The sequence below is a fragment of the Halomonas sp. 3A7M genome (assembly GCF_014897875.1).
In the GTDB taxonomy this organism is placed as follows: domain Bacteria; phylum Pseudomonadota; class Gammaproteobacteria; order Pseudomonadales; family Halomonadaceae; genus Vreelandella.
Genome location: NZ_JABUZD010000018.1, coordinates 1 through 16,699 on the forward strand (window position 1 = coordinate 1; position 16,699 = coordinate 16,699).

The 16,699-nt window shown below is 51.7% G+C and carries 15 protein-coding genes and 3 pseudogenes; 13 read left to right on the forward strand and 5 right to left on the reverse strand.

All coding sequences use genetic code 11. The features are described 5' to 3' along the window. Positions 1-744 (reverse strand): annotated as a pseudogene (locus INT19_RS01055) (IS1380-like element ISPsp9 family transposase); the annotation flags it as partial. A 288-nt stretch (positions 745-1,032) separates the two neighbouring features. On the opposite strand from INT19_RS01055, the pseudogene INT19_RS01060 reads away from it, so the two are divergent. After that, a pseudogene (locus tag INT19_RS01060) lies at positions 1,033-1,938 on the forward strand (M14 family zinc carboxypeptidase); the annotation flags it as partial. An 81-nt stretch (positions 1,939-2,019) separates the two neighbouring features. Here INT19_RS01060 and INT19_RS01065 read toward each other — a convergent pair. Next, positions 2,020-2,766: pseudogene (locus INT19_RS01065) on the reverse strand (IS256 family transposase); the annotation flags it as partial. A 234-nt stretch (positions 2,767-3,000) separates the two neighbouring features. Between INT19_RS01065 and INT19_RS01070 the strand changes: the two are divergent. Continuing rightward, entirely contained in the window at positions 3,001-4,179 is a 1,179-nt protein-coding gene (locus INT19_RS01070; RefSeq protein WP_226912304.1) for an O-antigen ligase family protein, read from the forward strand. A 78-nt stretch (positions 4,180-4,257) separates the two neighbouring features. On the opposite strand, the gene INT19_RS01075 is transcribed toward INT19_RS01070, so the two are convergent. From INT19_RS01075 to INT19_RS01085, 3 genes are read right to left on the reverse strand one after another with little or no spacing between them, the layout of a single operon-like run. Then, positions 4,258-5,094, reverse strand: coding sequence for a glycosyltransferase family 32 protein (locus INT19_RS01075; protein ID WP_193059369.1), 837 nt, complete (start codon positions 5,092-5,094; stop codon positions 4,258-4,260). A 41-nt stretch (positions 5,095-5,135) separates the two neighbouring features. Next, positions 5,136-5,729, reverse strand: a complete 594-nt coding sequence (locus INT19_RS01080) for a FlgO family outer membrane protein (protein ID WP_193059370.1) — start codon at positions 5,727-5,729, stop codon at positions 5,136-5,138. Positions 5,730-5,733: 4 nt separating this feature from the next. Beyond that, on the reverse strand, positions 5,734-6,444 hold the full coding sequence (locus tag INT19_RS01085; protein ID WP_193059371.1) for a hypothetical protein: 711 nt from the start codon (positions 6,442-6,444) through the stop codon (positions 5,734-5,736). A gap of 160 nt (positions 6,445-6,604) precedes the next feature. Here INT19_RS01085 and INT19_RS01090 point away from each other — a divergent pair, with 160 nt between their 5' ends. The 11 genes from INT19_RS01090 (at position 6,605) to INT19_RS01140 (ending at position 16,570) form a co-directional block, all read left to right on the forward strand. Then, complete coding sequence (locus INT19_RS01090; protein ID WP_193059372.1) at positions 6,605-7,618, forward strand: OmpA family protein; 1,014 nt, start codon at positions 6,605-6,607, stop codon at positions 7,616-7,618. Between the two features lie 346 nt (positions 7,619-7,964). Further along, on the forward strand, positions 7,965-8,918 hold the full coding sequence (locus INT19_RS01095; RefSeq protein WP_193059373.1) for an HAD-IIB family hydrolase: 954 nt from the start codon (positions 7,965-7,967) through the stop codon (positions 8,916-8,918). Then, positions 8,915-10,135, forward strand: coding sequence for a glycosyl transferase (locus tag INT19_RS01100; RefSeq protein ID WP_193059374.1), 1,221 nt, complete (start codon positions 8,915-8,917; stop codon positions 10,133-10,135). Before INT19_RS01095 ends, INT19_RS01100 begins: the two co-directional genes overlap by 4 nt. Positions 10,136-10,478: 343 nt before the next feature. Then, on the forward strand, positions 10,479-11,345 hold the full coding sequence (locus INT19_RS01105) for an MBL fold metallo-hydrolase (protein ID WP_193059375.1): 867 nt from the start codon (positions 10,479-10,481) through the stop codon (positions 11,343-11,345). Positions 11,346-11,372: 27 nt separating this feature from the next. Then, positions 11,373-11,564, forward strand: coding sequence for a YgaP family membrane protein (locus INT19_RS01110; protein ID WP_038486099.1), 192 nt, complete (start codon positions 11,373-11,375; stop codon positions 11,562-11,564). A gap of 18 nt (positions 11,565-11,582) precedes the next feature. Further along, a complete protein-coding gene (locus INT19_RS01115) occupies positions 11,583-12,044 on the forward strand; it encodes a YeeE/YedE family protein (RefSeq protein WP_193059376.1) in 462 nt (153 codons plus the stop codon). Between the two features lie 10 nt (positions 12,045-12,054). After that, complete coding sequence (locus tag INT19_RS01120; RefSeq protein ID WP_038486986.1) at positions 12,055-12,477, forward strand: DUF6691 family protein; 423 nt, start codon at positions 12,055-12,057, stop codon at positions 12,475-12,477. 195 nt (positions 12,478-12,672) lie between these two features. Then, positions 12,673-13,374, forward strand: coding sequence for a response regulator (locus INT19_RS01125; protein ID WP_193059377.1), 702 nt, complete (start codon positions 12,673-12,675; stop codon positions 13,372-13,374). After that, positions 13,371-14,717, forward strand: coding sequence for an ATP-binding protein (locus tag INT19_RS01130; RefSeq protein WP_193059378.1), 1,347 nt, complete (start codon positions 13,371-13,373; stop codon positions 14,715-14,717). Before INT19_RS01125 ends, INT19_RS01130 begins: the two co-directional genes overlap by 4 nt. A 105-nt stretch (positions 14,718-14,822) precedes the next feature. Next, positions 14,823-15,518, forward strand: a complete 696-nt coding sequence (locus tag INT19_RS01135; protein WP_193059379.1) for a c-type cytochrome — start codon at positions 14,823-14,825, stop codon at positions 15,516-15,518. Then, positions 15,515-16,570 carry a c-type cytochrome gene (locus INT19_RS01140; protein ID WP_193059380.1) on the forward strand — a complete coding sequence of 352 codons (1,056 nt, stop codon included), beginning with the start codon at positions 15,515-15,517 and terminating at the stop codon, positions 16,568-16,570. Before INT19_RS01135 ends, INT19_RS01140 begins: the two co-directional genes overlap by 4 nt. The last annotated feature ends 129 nt before the right edge of the window (positions 16,571-16,699 follow it).

Consider the following 16,699-nt stretch of genomic DNA (forward strand, 5'->3'; position numbering starts at 1 on the left):
ACGAACCTGTGCCCCGGTGCTCTCGTTGAGTCGTCGTACCAGATGCGGGATCCAGGTGTCGGCGTTCTCTGCCGGGCCGGCGTTGCCCTCGCGCAGCAGGCCGCCCACCATGTCGCCGGTCTCCGCCAACGATGCGACCAGCGGCGAGTAGATGCGGGCCCCGTAAAGGCCATGATAGGCCGACCCGCCCTGATGGCCATGCACCTCGATCGGCAGGCCATCGATGTCCAGCGTCAGCTGTTTGGGACGTTCACCGTTCTGCAGCGAGGTCAGGCGCCAGACCACCAGCCGCAACAGGCCTTCGTGCACGGCATCGATATTGTCGTTACGACCGAGGCAGCTCAGCAGCCGCGACAGCGTGGCTTGAGACGGCCGGTCCTGGACCAGGGGTGTCATGCCGCGTGCATCGCTGCAGGCCAACTGCCAAAGCGGGTCACGGCGCAGCGTGTCGGTATCGCTGAGATCGATCCAGCCCATCGCACGCTGCAGCACCAGGGTACGCAACTGGCTGGCCAGCGAATGACGGATGCGCAGCGGGTGGCGTCGATCGACCAGATTGTCTTCCAGCGCCTCGATCACGCCGCTGTTGTCGAGGGCTTCACGCAGCAGCAGGGCGCCGCTGTCGCTGGTGGTGCGCTGGCCGCTCAGCTCAACACGGACAGAGCCGTTGCATGAGGGCGTCCAGGTGGATAGGCTTTCACCCATGGCGAGTGGTCCTCTTGAATCGTGTTCTGGCAGGAACATCCTGATTCTACAAGAGAAAACCACTCGCCATCTTCGTTTTCAGGTCGGCCTCATGAATAAGCCGGGATAATTAGTGGTCAGGCAGTGATATCTTGTCTAGAGCCAGTCAGCTAACGCTGACTGGCTTTTTGTTTGCCCGGCGAAGCCAGCAAACCCGGTTACCTGAAAGAAAGTGACGTCACCCCGGCTGAGGGGACGGCAGTCCGGCTGGCAAGGGCGTCACTGCCCAACGGTGGGGGCTCCGGCCGGAAAGAAGCCATAGGAGGTTAACGGTACACAACGCAAGGTGAGTCTGTGGAGGGTAGGCCTTTATACAGTGCTACGGTCGGAGAAGGGCCGCGTAAGTTAATGATAGTGACGCAACAGTATGGTGATGAACTAACCGGGACAGAAGCCGCTATGCATTTGCTAGAGTGGTTGAGTGGTGACAGCGAAGCTGCTCAAGCGTTACGTGAGCAAGTGACGTTAGCCGTGATGCCAAGAGTCAATCCTGACGGTTTTGAGCGCTGGGAGGATCTCGTTGCCGGTGAATTAGACCCTGAAACAACCATTGATCCGCGTCGTAACGCTGAAGATATTGATCTCAACCGTACATGGGATTCCAGTGAAGTTATTGATGCATCATTGATCCCAGAAGCTACTGCGGTTCAGCAGACGTTGGAAACATTTCAGCCTGAACTAATGCTTGATTACCATAACCAGAATAGTTATATGAACGAATCAGGCGTGCTCGAAACGATATCGATTTTGTGGCCAACCAACGATGACGTTGCCCCTGCTATTACTGCAACAGCACAGCAGGCAGCAGTGGCGATATCTCAAGGTCTTGAAGATTTTGATTATGGCTATTTGTCGCTTTTTCCAGGTGGTGATATGCCTCAGATAGCTCGAAACGGAATTGGTATTGATGGCATTCTTACACTGCTTATTGAGCAACGTGGCCTGGAAGAGTTGAGCCTAAAAGCGCTTGAAGGCTTAGAGCTTGATTTTGATGCGGTCTCAAGCGCGGTAGTGCTTGAAGGTGTGCTGAGCATGCTTAGCGTTATAGAGGCGATGGGGCAAAGCGGCTTCGATGGCATTGATCCCAATTTAGCAACACTGATACCTGATCGTGGCGAGAGGGTCGCGTTTGACGAAATTTATGCAGAAGAGATCGAATGGGCAGGCGAGAGCGAAGATTCTCATCAAGAATAGGCAGTCGCGGGACTGGAAACGCCTATGGAAACTTCGCCCATAATTGGTACCTCTGAGTCTCTTTCCCAGGAGTTGCTCGTGGCTTAAGGCCCGCTTTGAAGACCATTCGGAATGAATGACTTGTAGAGGGTATTCTGCTGCAATGGCATCCGGGAAGCCTTTGAGGCAGTCCACACCGGCGATTAGGATGTCCTCTAAGACTTCGCAGCTCGGTGAGTCGCGATAGCCAGAACTTCGCGCCTTAGGAATCGGCCAGCGACACACCTAACAGCTCCTTCTGGCCTTTCATGTTGATGGCCAGAGCCAGGTAGAGGAGTTTGTTAATCACTTTCTTGTCCTGACGAATTTTCAGAACGATGCAGTCCAGATCAGCAATGGAGCAGATTGGATCAACAGGTCGGTTTTGTCACTCGTAAACCTGATCGATTACACACTCGGCCACTTTGGAAACCAGCGTTGCCGAGATGCTCGGGTTGTACATCTCTTTTAAGATGCCCACGATATCTCGTCTGATCAATTCCTTAGCATACAATGCCAGGATTTGTTCATCCGCAAGGGGTAGTCTGAACTGCCCCTTGCGGATGAACTGAGGCTCGAAAGAGTCGTCCCGGCCACGGGGTGACTCAATCGGTACGTCGCCATGCTGGCCTGTTAGTCGTTTGGCAGAGAGGCCATTACTGCTGTTGCTGGTGCCTCGACCTGCCGGAGCATGTTTCTCATAACCGAGGTGTTCATACGATTCGGCATTGAGCGCGGTTTCAACAGTGAGTTTTCGAGTTGCTGGGTGAGGGCTCCGAGGTCTTTCTCGGACTTGATGTCTTTGGCCAGTTTTGCGGACGGCGCTTTGAGTTTTTATTGGTCCACTTGTATATCCGCGATGATATCTTTTTGAAAAATTACTCAGTCACGGGCAGTTACACAATGTGGTAAATAGGCTCTCAGGGTGGTTATGCTACTATTTGTGGTTTCCATATAATCGCTGGGTCGCCTACCTTTATGTTTAGTCATCTTTTTTTTCCTTCTGAATCACTAAGAAGTGTTACTGGGGTTGCAGTGTTTCTAATGGGAGCCTTGGCTCTCATTGTTCCGTCTGGTTACTCCATTGGCCCTCTGTTGTTATTACTTGTCAGCATTTCCCTGTTGTTTTTGCAATCGCCTTATTCACTCACCTCGAAAGACTACGGAATAATCCTGACCTTAGTGGTCTACGGAGTTGTCGTGGGGGGGCTTTCCATCATAGATCTAGGCGCTAAAGGCTTTGATCGCCCATTACGCTTTTTACTAGCTATTCCGGTATTGCTACTCATTTTACGCTTTCCGCCACGCCAAGCATGGTTATGGAGTGGGTTGTCGCTGGGGGCAATAGGGGCAGGTAGCTGGGCATTATGGCAACGGTTTGGCAATGGAATAGAGCGTGTTGGCGGCTATTTACATCCCATCCAGTTTGGCAATCTAAGCATGTTAATGGGCGTGTTGTGTCTAGCAGGTTTGGGCTGGGCGGTACTTCAGCGTCAGCGCGTAATTTGGGTAGTTTTACTGTTGCTAGGGGCTTTGCTGGGAATGCTGGGTTCGCTGATGTCAGGTAGCCGTGGTGGTTGGGTGGGTCTGCCTGTCATTGGCTATGTTCTTTATCGTGGTTTTGGCCGTCAGTTGCCGTTGGCGCTAAAAGTGAGTGTGGCTGGGCTGGTTGTGACACTGGCTACGTTGGTATTTGTACTGCCTCAGACGGGGGTTCAGCAGCGCGTTAATTCGGCGATTAGCGATATCAGCCTCTATGTTTCAGGCGAGGAGAGCAATACCTCTCTTGGGCTACGTTTTGAAATGTGGCGTGGGGCATCGCAATTAATTATTCAGCGTCCGCTGCTAGGCTGGGGAGAGTCGGGGTATGAAGCGGCGATGCTTAATTTGGGGCAGCAACACAGTATCTCTCCAGTGGCGGCTCAATTTGGCCATGCGCACAATGAATTTATCGATGCGCTGGCTAAGAGAGGGGTAGTGGGGTTGGCTGTGCTTGTAATGCTCTACATGGTGCCGCTTAAAATGTTTGCCTCTGGAGTGGTGCACGAGAACCTGCAAATACGAACATTAGCGGTGGCGGGCACGCTGCTTCCGGTTGCGTTCATTGACTTTGGGCTATCCCAAACCTTTTTAGCCCATAATAGCGGCGCTATGTTTTATGCGTTTTGGTTAGCTGTTATATGGGGATGTTACAGTGCTTACAGTAGAGCATTTCAAGGCTAGAAAAATGCTATAAAGCTGAATCGTCTAAACGTCGGTTTATTACCAGCTGTGGCTGGATATAGGCCGACGTTTATTAACTTATGAGTCGTTTTTATGCGGCGAAGTTGTGGATTGCTCTACGGTTTCAGAAGCGACAATTGCAACTTCTTTCTGCTCCCTTGTCCATTTGCCCGCTTTTTTATCAATATACTGGAAGTGCTCGTTAGTAAAATTGCCTTGGTTGCAGGCGTGACGGTATGACACTGTGGGGACGGTGCGTTGATCTAATAGCTGAATGAATACGCCAGGACCAGTGAGCTCAAACACGTTGGTGAGAGTGTTCTCTTCAATGTTTTGCTGCACTTGATCAATCAATCTGCGTAGGTTGGGGTTACCTGGTTTGCTGGCGATGAAGTAATTGCTCAGCTCACCTTTACGGGTCGTGACGTAGAGTTCGTCAATATCACCAGGGACAACACGGGAAAGCGGCCAGATGGCATGTGCGTCAATATCAAGGTAAACGCCGCCGTATTTGTAAAGCACCATGAGGCGCCAAAAATCAGCCTGCGCCGCACCAATTTGTAACTTTGAATAGCTGGTGAACAGGGCGTCGTCGAAATTTTCTTTAATGAAGTCACTCCGCGCGTCGGTAATCATGAAACGATATTCGAAACGAGGGGCCATGAGACGATTAAACAAGTAATTCAAGTAAACCGGAAGAGTCACTCTATTAGTGAAGTTGGTCTGCCAAATAATACGAGGAATAGTCGACTTGTTTTTAGGTTTCAGCCAGGGCGCGGCATAGGCTGGCAGCGTGAAGCGCTTGTTCGGCAGCACGGCATGAAAAATATAGCTAAGCAGCTTGGTAATGTTTGCGCATAGCTTTATCAAGCGACTAGTGGCCACGATAAGTGGTTTGCTTGTGCGGGTGGGCATGTTCATCCTTTTCATTCGTATCGCGGCAAGCGGTGAATCAATTACCAGCCGCCTTGACCTTCCAATAAGCTGCGGGTGTTATTATCCAGCGGCAGTTTAAAGTCAGCGCTGCCAAGCACCATCGCATCACCAGCGCGAACGACTCGTGCACTCACATAGAGATAGTCCTGGCCTTGTGCATAAGTACCCATCAGTATCGAGCGTGCATTGTGCTGGGCGCTAAGACGTTGAACTTGGCGGGATAAAATTAATTCACCAACGGTTTCTTCAATAAACATGCTGTCACGCATCTTGACTTCGCGCACCTGCATGCCTTGCCTTGCGAGAGCAGACGCCATAATTTCTGAGCTAATACGGCCAAATGTCGACGATTGGCTTAAGTTATCAATACTTACAAAAGTAGCCGCAATCATCGGGCTGTGGCGTGTAAGGTCCGGGTTGCTGGCGACCATTTGCGCGGCAGCCTCATGAGCTAGTTCGGAGAGATCTGGCTGAGGCTCGGCATTTCGCGTGCCATTGTTATTGCCAAGTGCAGTGCAACCAGCCAAAAACAGCATAAGCAACGCAGCGATAAGTAGGCGTGCACCAACTGCTAAGCCGCGCAGTGGAGACAGAGAGGAAGAGAGTGAAAGCATGTAATTACCAAGTATTGGTGATAGAAACAGTAGGGGTTGCAGGCGCTTGAGGAACACGATGTGGCGCATAGTGACGTCGATCACCAGCATTTATGTAATAAATATTAGAAGAGGAGTAGAGAATGCGGTCATTATCAACGATCTGGGTAGTGATGATAACCTCCTCTTTGCCCTCATAAGTCCAACTGCCGCTGGTCGTATCTGCCACCATCGCTGCGGGAATTAATGCAAGTGCAGGTTCGCTCCAGTTTCCTAGTGCCATGCTAGCCACGGTCACGCCACCGGCAAGGGCGGTGTAAGCACCAAACGGTGGGCGTATATAGCCGCGATCACGATGCTCAACAACTTCAACGTCTACTTGGACGGTGGCGCCGCCAGTGCTGGGGTGTGTCATCACGCTTCCACCACGCGACACCAGTTCGCTTGTTAATAGCGTACGAAAGCCACGTTCAAATTCGCCACCATAGTAGGCGCTAACTGACGTATGCTCTTGCGCTGGAATATGGAGGTCTCTAAAGCGAACCCGTTCACTGCGAAGAATGCCTGCCGCTTCGTGTTGGGCTAGCACTTCCCAGTGCTGAGCCGCTTGCATGCGCTGCTGCTCACTATAAGGGTAGGTAGTCGCAATGGGGGCCTGCGATGTGTTGGCATAAAAGCAGCCGCTTAGCATCAGGCTCGCCAGTCCAATACAGGCAGGGCGCAATAGTTGAACCATGGATGGTGACATTGTCGATAATGAAGCAGTTCTTGATGACATAGGTCGGGTGCGCACCTGATTGTTCCTTCTCGCTACGAAACGGCTTTTGATAGACTAGTTTGCCACGCTTACCCTATATCGGCCACGAGGTTAAAAACTTGAATGAGTGAAAACTCCCATGCTTGAAGACCACCGCGCTGGTCCGCGCCATGATTCACTGCTAACTGCCTATCCAGAAGATGAAAGTAATAGCGGTTGGATGATTAGCTATATTGACATCATGACGCTACTGGTAGCCTTGTTCGTTATTATTATTGCTGCGGCAAATGTGACAAGCCCATCATTGTTTCAGCAAGAAACAGCCGATGAGTACGGCTATGAGTCATCGCCTGCTAGAGAAATACCCCTGCCGGATGCGCTTGCTGAAGTCCGCCAGCAGCGCACGGTACTCGGCGTATCACCTAGTAGTGATACGCTCAGCCCGTTTGCGATTAGCGCTGCGTTGGGTGTGGCAGGGTTGCCTAAAGCTCGCACTGCTGTTGTGGAGGCGCCACCTTTATTGGCGCGGATTGAAGAAGACTCGATAGATACGCAGACATCGGCTGTCACTAGTAGTCTTCCGCAGTTGCTGCTGCCTACCGATGAGCGTCAGGCTGTTTCACCGTTGGCGGATTACATGGTAGTGCTCACCGACCGTCCACCTATTAATGTACAAAAAGTGTCTGATGTGGCGATGAATAGCGCATTAGCACTTGATGAGAGATTGGCTGAGCGTGTGGAGGCCTCGACGTATCTACCTAATTTGGAAGGCGTTGAAGTTTCCCGGGTCGCCGAAGGGATCAGCCTGCGTGTACAAGATCGGTTGCTATTTCCCTCTGCCGATGCTCAGTTGACAGAAGGGGGCTCAACGCTAGTGGGGTCGTTGATGGATACCATTCAGCGCTTCGAGGGGGAAGTATGGGTGGAGGGGCACTCTGATAGCCAATCCATCAATACCCCAGAGTTTTCGTCCAACTGGGCGCTTTCAAGTGCGCGGGCGATTGCGATCGTTGAGGCACTGGAAGCCGCAGGGGTTGCTCCGGAGCGTTTACGAGCGGTTGGACTAGCCGCAACCCAGCCACTAGAAGATAACGATACTGTTGAAGGGCGAGCGCGCAACCGTCGCGTTGAGGTGGTTATTCACGTTGACTAGGGAATAGATCAAAAAAACCCGCCGGGGAGGCGGGTATGAAAGGGCTTGTCTCACTGCAGCCCACTGGCATCAGGTGAGGGGTGTACAAGGTTGCCAGTGGGTACAATTTGAGTATAGCTATTTGTGGGCTTTTGCCAAGGGCTTGTCGAATTTTCTTCAATTTATTTGCGCGCTATTTTGGTGCGTCATGATTGCGTTGTTTTGGTGCTTATAAAAAGACAGCTGGTTTTTATGAGCCAATCTTCTGATTATTAACAATAAAATTGTATTGGCATACAAACTGCTTGGTTGCTTATCTAAAAGTGGGCGTGTGTAACGACTTTTAAGATTGCAAAAAGGTGGTGCTATGACCGAACAAAGGCATACTGCGTTGCCCTGTGATGCTCAGTCACCAATAGACCCAGCGCTTCAACCGCGTTTGGTAGTCACCGACTTGGATGGTTCATTACTAGATCACCACAGTTATGATTTCTCACCTGCCAAGCCCTGGCTTGCCCGCCTTAAACAGCTAGGGGTTCCGGTCATTCCGGTTACCAGTAAAACTCGCGCTGAACTCATTCCCCTTCGTGAAGCCCTTGGGCTAACGGCGACCCCCTTTATTGCTGAGAATGGCGCCGTTATTGGTCTGCCGCCTGGTTGGTGTCATGCGCGTTTAGATCGCCCTGGTAATGGCCGGGATGGCGTCGTTATTAAACACACCGGCGTTGATAGTGGCTTCATTAAAGCGCGACTAAACGTTTGGCGTAAGCGCTTGGGCGTTCGGTTTACCCGCATGGGCGACTTAAGTCTTCAGCAGGTAATGGCGTTAACTGGGCTTGATGAAATCCGTGCGAAAGCAGCGCGGCAGCGGGAGGGGAGTGAGCCGCTTATTTGGGAGGATAATGCAGCTGCACTTGAAACGTTCCGAATTGCGCTTGAAGGCGATGGCCTTGAACTCACTCAAGGGGGACGCTTTTGGCATGTGATTGGACGCTTATCTGACAAAGGTGGTGCTGTAGAGTGGCTAATCAAACGATTTACTGCATTACGAGGCAGTCAGCCACTGTCATTGGGCTTGGGCGATGGCCCAAACGATATCACGATGCTGGAAACTGTCGATCAAGCGGTGGTGATTCGAGGTTGCCACGCACTTGACGTTGAGCCGCACAACCGTGCGCTATATCGAACAAACGCGACTGGGCCAACTGGCTGGGCTGAGGGGGTAGCCCACTGGTGGGGGCGAGATGACGGGCGTCTAAAAATGACGCCAGTGAATGACACCGCTGCATCAGATTACAAGTCACGGGAGGCTAGCGTATGAGTGATTTTCATCAAAATGGTGTGATAACCGATTTTCACAACTTAACACGCCGGCCAGTTGAAGCCCTTGAACAAGAGCTTTGCCAGTTTGCCAAACGTCGCCCAATGGGACTAATTTTACCCTCGCTTTTTTCTGAACTGGAAGGGCCTGCGCTGTCGGCGATTGTTGATGAGCTGGTGAAAGTGCCTTATCTCAATGAAATTGTTATTGGTTTAGACAGGGCAGACCGGGATCAGTTTTTATTTGCACGGGAGTTCTTTTCGCGCTTGCCCCAGCACACTCGAATCCTATGGAATGACGGTCCGCGCTTGCGCGCCATCGACCAAGAATTAGAACGTCATGGTTTGGGGGCATTAGAGCCAGGTAAAGGAAGAAACGTATGGTATTGCGCTGGCTATGTGCTTAGTTCAGGTCGCTCCACCACCGTTGGTCTTCACGATTGCGATATTCTTACCTACGACCGTGGCCTCCTAGCACGCCTTATGTATCCCGTCGCGAATCCCCGTTTCAATTACAGTTTTTGTAAAGGCTATTACCCGCGTATTGCCGAAGGAAAGCTCAATGGGCGTGTTTCTCGGTTGATGGTGACGCCGCTGCTACGTGCCTTGAAAACCGTCTGTGGTCCGTTACCCTATTTGGATTATTTAGACAGCTTCCGTTACCCGTTATCCGGTGAATTTGCCATGCGCAGCGATGTGCTTGAGGGCATCCGAATTCCCGCTGACTGGGGATTGGAAATCGGCGTGCTGTCGGAGTTGCAGCGTAACTACTCCCATCGTCAGCTGTGTCAGGTCGATATTGCCGACGCCTATGACCATAAGCATCAGCCCGTTAGTGAAGAGGATGCGACCAGTGGCTTGAACCGAATGAGTCTGGATATCGCAAAAGCGCTGTATCGTAAGCTGGCTACCCAAGGGGTTAGCTTTAGCAGCGAAGATTTCCGGACGCTCAAAGCAACTTACTACCGTTTGGCCTTAGACCTCATTGAAGCCTATGATCACGACGCGACAATGAATGGACTAAGTTTAGATCGTCACTGTGAAGAGCAAGCAGTGGAGCTATTTGCCAGCAATTTACTAGAAGCCGGCAATCTGTTTTTAGATAACCCCCGCGAACGTCCCTTTATTCCCAGTTGGAACCGTGTGCAAGCGGCTATGCCTGACGTGCTAGCACGTATGCATGAAGCGGTAGAGCTTGATAACCAGGGTAAGGTTTAACGCTCGATGCTTGTTTGTTTCTATAAATTTTTAAGCTTATCAGTTCTTTAAGTTTATCAGTGCTTTGAGTTTATCGGGCCTTTAAACGTATCAAGTCTCAAAGTATATAAGGCTTTAAGTCGGTAGAAGCGGGTGAATTTCGCTTAACCGACCATGTCATTCTCATCACAGCACCTCGTTGGCAGCGAGGTGCTTTTTTGTTTTGCGGCTATTGGCCGACGAGCAATATTGATCATGCTCAAGAAACCGTTTTAAATTCCAAATAAGTATAAACATATAACATTTTATGGTCTATGATGGTTGCATAGCAACATCATTACTTGCCATTAGCGGGAGGCACAGAATGCAACACCCGATTGTTACTCACTTCTTTGATGAGCCCACTAACACCTTTAGTTATGTGGTGCAGGACCCAGAGAGTAATGCCTGCGCTATTCTAGATTCGGTACTCGATTTCGATTATGCCGCGGGGCATACGGATGTACGTTCTGCGGATGAAATTATTGAATTTATTCGCGGTAACCGCCTTGAAGTGACATGGATTTTAGAAACCCATGTGCATGCTGATCACCTCTCAGCGGCACCCTATTTGCACCAAACGTTAGGTGGAAAAACCGGGATTGGCGCACACATTGTCGACGTACAGGAAATTTTTGGTAAAGCATTCAATGCAGGGACTGAGTTTGCTCGGGACGGTAGCCAATTTGATGCCCTGTTTAATGAAGGCGATACGTTCACCATTGGCAGTCTTCAAGCGCGCGTGCTTCATACGCCAGGCCATACGCCTGCCTGCCTTACTTATGTGATAGGCGACGCGGCCTTCGTTGGCGACACACTGTTTATGCCAGATTACGGCACCGCACGCTGTGACTTCCCCGGTGGCGATGCGCGTACGCTGTACCGCTCTATCCAAAAGGTTTTGGCATTGCCGACGCAAACACGACTGTTTTTATGCCATGACTATAAAGCACCTGGCCGAGACGTTTATCAGCATGAAACTAGTGTTGCAGAGCAGCGTGACGCGAACGTCCATGTACATGAAGGCATTTCAGAAGATGAGTTCGTGAAAATGCGCACGGAGCGTGATGCCACGCTAGGCATGCCTAAGCTCATTATTCCCTCTGTACAGGTCAACATGCGCGCGGGTGAGATGCCGCCTGCCGACGACAATGGCGTTGTCTATCTAAAAGTCCCTATCAACCGCTTTTAACTGATATTGATTATCGAGGAGCAGAAAATGAAAGCAAACGTCGGCGGTATAGACAAAGTGGCACGAATCGTTGTTGGTCTTATTCTGATCATACTGGCGCTTACCGGCACCATTGGCGCATGGGGATGGATTGGCGTCGTACCACTCGCCACTGGGCTGTTTAATTTTTGCCCATTGTATCCTCTGCTGGGCATCTCAACCTGTAAAAACAAGCATTAACACAGCAAGGAGACACCTGTGGACTGGATAGCAAGCCTGCAAGGGCTCGTTGGTGGTGTATTGATAGGCTTATCCGCTGTGTGGTTGATGGGAGCCTTGGGACGCATCGCCGGTATTAGCGGCATTATTGGGAACTTAATAACCCAGCGACCTAAAGGCGACAGCGCTTGGCGCATAGCCTTTTTGTTCGGGCTGGTGAGTGGCCCGTTATTGGTCATGGCAATGGGAGGCGGGCTAGGCAACGTTGCCGATGCTCCCGGTGCGGTGATCGGTGCGCCAGCTGGCGGTGTGCCGCTAATGTTGATAGCCGGTCTGTTAGTCGGGTTAGGCACTGGGCTTGGCAGCGGCTGTACCAGCGGCCATGGCGTTTGCGGTTTGGCGCGCTTATCCCCCCGCTCTATGGCCGCCACTGGGGTGTTTCTAATCACAGCGGTGGCCACGGTCTATGTGATGCGTCATATGATTGGAGGTGGTGTATGAGGCGCGTGATATGAATAGTGCAACAGTAAAAACCGCTGCTGGCTATATCGCTGGTTTGCTATTCGGGCTTGGGTTAGCTATCTCGGGTATGACTGATCCTGCCCGTGTACTTGGCTTCCTTGATGTAGCCGGCGCTTGGGATCCAACGCTGATGTTCGTGCTAGGCAGTGCGGTAGGCACAACGTTTGTGGGCTATCGGTTGGTATTTGCACGTGGCGAGCCGCTGTTTAGCGCTAATTTTCAGCTTCCAACTAAGCAAGCGTTAGACGGCAAGCTGCTGGGTGGTGCAGCGCTATTTGGCATTGGATGGGGGCTTTCTGGCTACTGTCCTGGCCCTGCCATCGCTTCCATCGGTGGGATCTCATTGCCGTTATTGGCGTTGTTGGCCGCGATGGTGGCAGGCTGGTTTATCGCAAAACGTATTAGCCAGTAGCGTGAATGTATAAACAACTGCTATCGCCCTTGTCTCCCTAGGCAAGGGCGTTTTTGTAGCAGGTTTTTGTGAATGAGCTTTGGTAAATGAGCTTTGGTAAATGAGTTTTTGTAATCAGTTTATGGCACAGCTCGCTAGCTTAATGCTGGGTTAACGTGCATTTGCCATGCTAGTAGTAATAAAAGGAAAACCGCCATGCACGTCTTACTCATTGAAGATGATCCACTTGTTGCATCAGGAATACGCTCCGGCTTAATGATGTACGACTTTGTCGTCGATCATGTGTCCACGATTCAAGCAGCGGGACAAATCATGCAGTCAGTGGTAAGTGACGTTGTGATACTTGATCGCGGTCTTCCCGATGGCGACGGCTTGCAACTGCTGCAATCGTGGCGTGACCAAGGTAACGCTACCCCAGTGTTAATGCTAACAGCGCGGGATGCGGTACGAGACCGTGTTGACGGCCTGCAGTGCGGAGCCGACGACTATCTGGTGAAACCCTTTGACCTTGACGAGTTAGTGGCCCGTCTTCATGCACTGCTTCGGCGAGTATCAGGCCGTAGCCAGGGTATGACGATACATGGGGCGTTAACACTGGATCCCAAGGCGCGTGAAGTGAAAGTTTCTGGCCAGTTGGTAATGCTATCGCGCCGAGAACTGGTGCTTTTAGAGGCTTTTCTGCACTCGCCGCGCAGCGTGCTTTCTGCCGACCAGCTAAAAGATAGCCTCTATGGTTTGAGTGACGATGTAGAGAGCAATGCACTGAATGTGCATATCCACCATCTACGTCGAAAACTAGGCAGTGGCATCATTGAGACGGTTCGCGGGTTGGGATATCGGTTAGGCAAGCCTGAGGCTGTCCACATGCCAGGCACGCCTCATAAGGGGCAGCAATGAGTTTACGAGCCCGCCTATTGCTTACCCTGGGGGTGACGTTGGCATTGCTATGGGGTGTTGCTGCGGCTTGGTTGCTCAATGATTTAGAAAAAAAATTCGTAGAAACACTGGATCAGCGCCTTGCTCAGTCGGCACGCATGGTCGCCGGGCTCGTGCTTCAACTGCCTGAAGATGTCTGGGAACAGAGCCAAGCTCGCGCTTTGTCTATCCCACCCATCGAGGGGTTGGCCTGCCAGGTGCACTCCCCGCGTGGCGATATCATTGCCCGTACTCATGCCAACATGGAAACCATACTGGCACCGGGTGAGCGTGGTCATACTTACCGGCAGGAAGGCGATACTACCTGGCGTGTCTTTACCTATGAACGTGGCAATCTGGTCATTACTACCGCCGACCGGATGGATGAGCGGGACATATTGCTTAGCGATGTGTTTCGCGTCGCTGTCGTGCCGTTTGTGGTGGCATTAACGGGCAGTTTAATTGCGCTCTGGGTGGTTGTTTGGCTTGGTTTTGCGCCGCTAACAAGGTTGCGCGCGTCGCTTGCCAGTCGTCATCCGGAAGCGCTGGCACCCGTATCTACCTATGGTGTGCCGAAAGAGATTAAACCGTTGATTGAGACGCTCAATGGGTTACTCGTAAGAATCCAACAAACCATTGTCCGTGAACAGCGTTTTACCAACGATGCCGCTCATGAGTTACGCACTCCCTTAACTGCGATTAAAACCCATCTTCAAGTAGCGCAGCGAGCCGACGGCGAAACGGCGAAAGAATCACTCAGATACGCAGAGGCGGGGGTGGTTCGACTAGCGCATACGCTAGACCAGTTACTGACGTTAGCAAGAGTTGAAGGGCGCATGCGCTTTGATGATGGCGAGCTAAGTCAGGTAGGTGAGATTGTTGATGTTGCGATCGCCGATAGCATGGCAACTGCAGAGCAGTGCCAGCTTCCCTCTCAATTACCCCAAGTGTGCGTTGCCATGCCTAGAGAGCTGGCAATAACCGCACTACGTAATTTACTGGATAACGCACTGCACCATGGGGCGAGTGAGCAGCCTGTCGCGCTAAGCGTGCAGTGTACCCCTGATCAGCGTCACGTAACGTTCACAGTGCATGACCAGGGTAGCGGCGTCGATGACGCTACACTAAAGCAGTTAACTCAGCGTTTCTGGCGCGTGAGCAAGCAGCAAGGTAGCGGTTTGGGCTTAGCGATTGTGGCGGCAATTGTTGAGCGTTTTGGGGGCTGGGTAAATTTTGAAAATGTCCAGGCCGGCGGGTTTAGCGCCCATTTAACCATTCCTACGGTAGGGGATGAGCAACGAGAAAGACCTGAGGCTATTCGATAGCTCTCGCTGCATCATCGCAGTAAATGGGCTACGACTAGTAAATAACGGGCAGGTAAGTAAATAACGGGCAGGTAAGTAAATAACGAACAGTAGTCAGGGGGATATATGAATAAAAAACAATGGAGCAAGTTCAGCTTGTTGATGGGAGCTGGTCTTATAGGGGCCAGCACTCTCGCAGGCACGGCCTTTGCTGAAGCAGGCGATGCCGAGCGTGGCCAGGCCGCCGCGGCAACCTGTACAGCGTGTCATCAAGCTAACGGCAGTGGGATGAACATACCTGGAGGCGAATCGTGGCCGCGTTTGGCTGGGCTTAATGCCGATTATATCGTTAAGCAGCTACACGATTTTAAAGAGGGACGTCGCCAAAACGCCACCATGATGCCCTTTGCTAATATGCTTAATGACCAGCAAATAGTGGACGTTGCCGCCTATTATAGCGAAATGCCTATCACCCCTGGCCAAGGTGGCGATGACGTGGACGAGGCGCTATTAGCCCGTGGCGAACAGTTGGCTGAGCGCGGAGATTGGGATGCCTACATTGTGTCATGCAAGAGCTGTCATGGCCCGGGTGGCACTGGCGTTGGGGAAACGTTCCCTGGTATTGCAAGCCAGCACGCAGGTTATATAAGCAACCAGTTGCATGCTTGGCAAAATGATCAGCGCAGTAATGATCCCCAAAATTTGATGAGGGCTATTGCTAAGCGTATGAGCGATGAGGATATCCAGGCGGTGTCAGCATGGTATGCCGGCCAGGACGTTAGCGCCCAAACCGGCAGTGAAGAAGAGGAGGTAGCGCAATGATTATGCATAAGAAACGTCTCGTACTAGCACTAACAGGCTGTTCATTAGCTACCGGACTAGCCGTCAGCGCTTTTGCTGACAATGCTGCCGATCCCTCTAACGAAGCGCCCTATCAGCAGTTAGTGGAACTTGGTTTTCCTGCACCGCAAGAGGGCGAGCTAGTTCATGTTCCACCGACCATGGCAGACCTGGAAGACGCTGATATCCATCCAGAGCTAAAAAAGGTCATTCGATATGGCTATGACCTATTTACCAACACGCAGCAACTACGTGGTGAAAACGTTTTCAATGACATGAACTGCTCAAGCTGCCACTTAGGCGAAGGGCGTCAGCCGTTTAGTGCACCGGTCTGGGCAGCGGCGGTCACGCTTCCTGACTTCAGGGGGAAAAATCAGCACGTTAACAATCTTGAAGAGCGCATTGCTGGCTGCTTTGCTTACTCGATGAATGGAACGCCGCCTGCCTATGGCAGTGATGAGATGCTCGCACTCAGCGCTTACCACCAATGGCTGGCTACCGGTGCGCCAATGTACCCCAGTCAGCCTATTTATGGCCGCGGTTTTCCTGCGCCAGACGAGCCAGATGAATCCCCCGATTACGCCCGTGGTGAAGCGGCGTACCAAGAAAACTGCGCTATTTGTCATCAAGACAACGGCGCTGGGCACTATGAGAATGGCGAGTATGTGTTTCCCGCCCCTTGGGGGGATGGCTCTAATAACTGGGGCGCAGGCATTGTCAGAGTCGATACCGCCGCAGGGTTTATTTACAACAATATGCCGCTAGGACAGCCGCGCTCGTTAAGTGACCAGGATGCCTGGGACATTGCCTATTACATGAGTAGCCAAGAGCGACCGCAAGATCCCCGTTACACGGGTGACGTTGCTGAGACACTAGAGCGCTTCGGCCCTACTTTCCATAAACGTTCGCTTTATGGGCAAGCCCGTGAGCATGATGGCCATGTGCTTGGCGACCATGCGAATTTTGGCGAAAAAGGCGATATCCAGCCATGGAACGTCGGTATGCCGCGTTTTGAAAACCTGACAGACGAGTAACTAGCTGAGGAGCAGCGATAGAAGCATCGCAACCAACGCGTCAGGAAAAAATTACTAGCCCGTGGTGGCCGAGTCACCGCACCGTCATTCCCGAGTGGGGTAATCGGGAATCCACCTTGACCTTGGCCT